Here is a 1,769-nt window from a genome sequence, read left to right on the forward strand (position 1 = left end):
TGGCCACCATTTGCTCGCTATAAATGCCGTTACCTTTTCATTCTGATAGATGATATCCCTTTGTTTTGTTCCCTGATGAGGTCGCTCGATACCCCAAACACGACAAAATGGACACTCGTATCCTTCGGGCTTATGTGAAAATGATGCTGTCATCTTTCTCATTCAACTCCTTTCATATTTCTCCAACCAGCTATAAGACGCTGGCAACTTCTATTCGTTGCGTTATTCTGCCCGTTTGTTCAGTGAACCAGCAACGCTGAAAAAGCAATGGATCGGTTCCATCGCTGCACTCTTGTACCCGTTAGGTTAGTTATCTTAGTTATAGATGGTTATACTTTAGAACTGAAAACATATTGCCGTCAGGATCTAAAAACTCGAAAAACCATCCCATTCCTTCGTCACGTATATCGGTTACGGTAATGCCTGACTCGCGAAGATTTCTTTGGAGTTGTTCTATTTCATTGGTCGTAAACCCGATAATTCGTCGGGTCATCCCTTCATGTGACCATACCGCGCGAGTAGACGAATCCGACTGATTGAGAATTAATAAAGGACCGCTCGGTAATTTCATAACCACCATTGACTCGTTTTTAAACCCAGAACCCTAATTAACTCTGGATTTTATTAATGATATCTTGATAATATTGTTTACCGTATTCATTGTTAGACGCTTCTACTTTTTTATTAAAATATTCTATGGCCTCTTTTTTATATTGTTCCGGAATTTTTTCTAAATACAAATCCATTATCGTTTCAAAAGAACTTTCGGCTACTTTTTTGGGTGACATTTTTTTGATATTCATAATATATTCCCATTTTTTATCATAAATATCAAAATATTTTAATTTAGGCAGGAATATCGCAACATAAGGTCCTATGTTACTTTTATCTGAATTTTCCAGCATGAATTCGTAAATTTCCTTTGTTTCCGGAAGATCATATCTCTGAACCATATTCCCAATTGCTGAAACAAGCAGAACTATAAGCTTAGTATTATCCTTATGCCTAATATAGATATCAAGAAGGATTTTAGAAAACTTCGGATCATTAAATAAATCTTGATAATAAATTGAAACCTCTAACCTGGGCGTTTTCTCAAACTCTTTAACAGCAAGAAACAGCTCTTCTTCACCCAACTTATGCCAATCAGATATTTTCTCTTTTAATAGGCTGATATTTTCAATATTTTTTTTAGTGTCCATATTGTTCTATCATCACCATTTTCCTTTATACCGCAGTTCGGGTATTGCCGAAGGCGGAGATTTTCTGTATTACCGTCAGCCAAAGATTTCAACCGTCTATTGTGCTTGCCCAGAAGTAACATTGGGAAGAGGTGGAGATTTTTTTGCAATCCTTATGCCAATGCTCCTAGCGTATCCTTCAATTCTTGTATTCGCTACAAGGTTTCCCACAAAAGGAGTTAAATAAATGAATGCTACCAGCAAAGCTAAAAATCCCGTAAAAGATATAATGAATGCTTTTTTATGACGCATTCCAAGTCCTCCTTTTGCCTAAAACCACCCTTATATAGACGTGATAATGCCGTAAAAGTTACATCATTTCATTTGAAATGTATTTAACTAAACTACCCGTTACTTCCCTCGGACAAAGGCAGCGGTAGTGTGCCGGCTGCCGTCATGTCGCGATTGAACTATCGTTCGCCGTTAGTTTAGTTATATCGCCAGATAACTTCTCATTCGGATGCTTCCTTAAATCATTTTGCTATACAGATACGCTGACTACCAGTGGTCCTACGACCGCTGAGGCAT

Annotated in this window: 3 protein-coding genes; all 3 read right to left on the reverse strand. The window is 37.6% G+C overall.

The features are described from left to right. Positions 1 to 319: 319 nt before the first annotated feature. The 3 genes from BK127_RS42075 to BK127_RS42085 all read right to left on the reverse strand — a co-directional run bounded on the left by BK127_RS42075 (position 320) and on the right by BK127_RS42085 (position 1,493). Positions 320 to 571: a VOC family protein gene (locus BK127_RS42075; RefSeq protein WP_076238568.1), complete on the reverse strand. Its 252-nt coding sequence runs from the start codon at positions 569 to 571 to the stop codon at positions 320 to 322. Between the two features lie 37 nt (positions 572 to 608). Further along, entirely contained in the window at positions 609 to 1,202 is a 594-nt protein-coding gene (locus BK127_RS42080; protein WP_076238569.1) for a hypothetical protein, read from the reverse strand. Between the two features lie 96 nt (positions 1,203 to 1,298). Further along, the gene (locus BK127_RS42085) at positions 1,299 to 1,493 is read right to left on the reverse strand and encodes a hypothetical protein (RefSeq protein WP_076238570.1); all 195 of its coding nucleotides are present in this window, start codon (positions 1,491 to 1,493) and stop codon (positions 1,299 to 1,301) included. Between the last annotated feature and the right edge of the window lie 276 nt (positions 1,494 to 1,769).

Source organism: Paenibacillus sp. FSL H7-0331, from assembly GCF_001956045.1.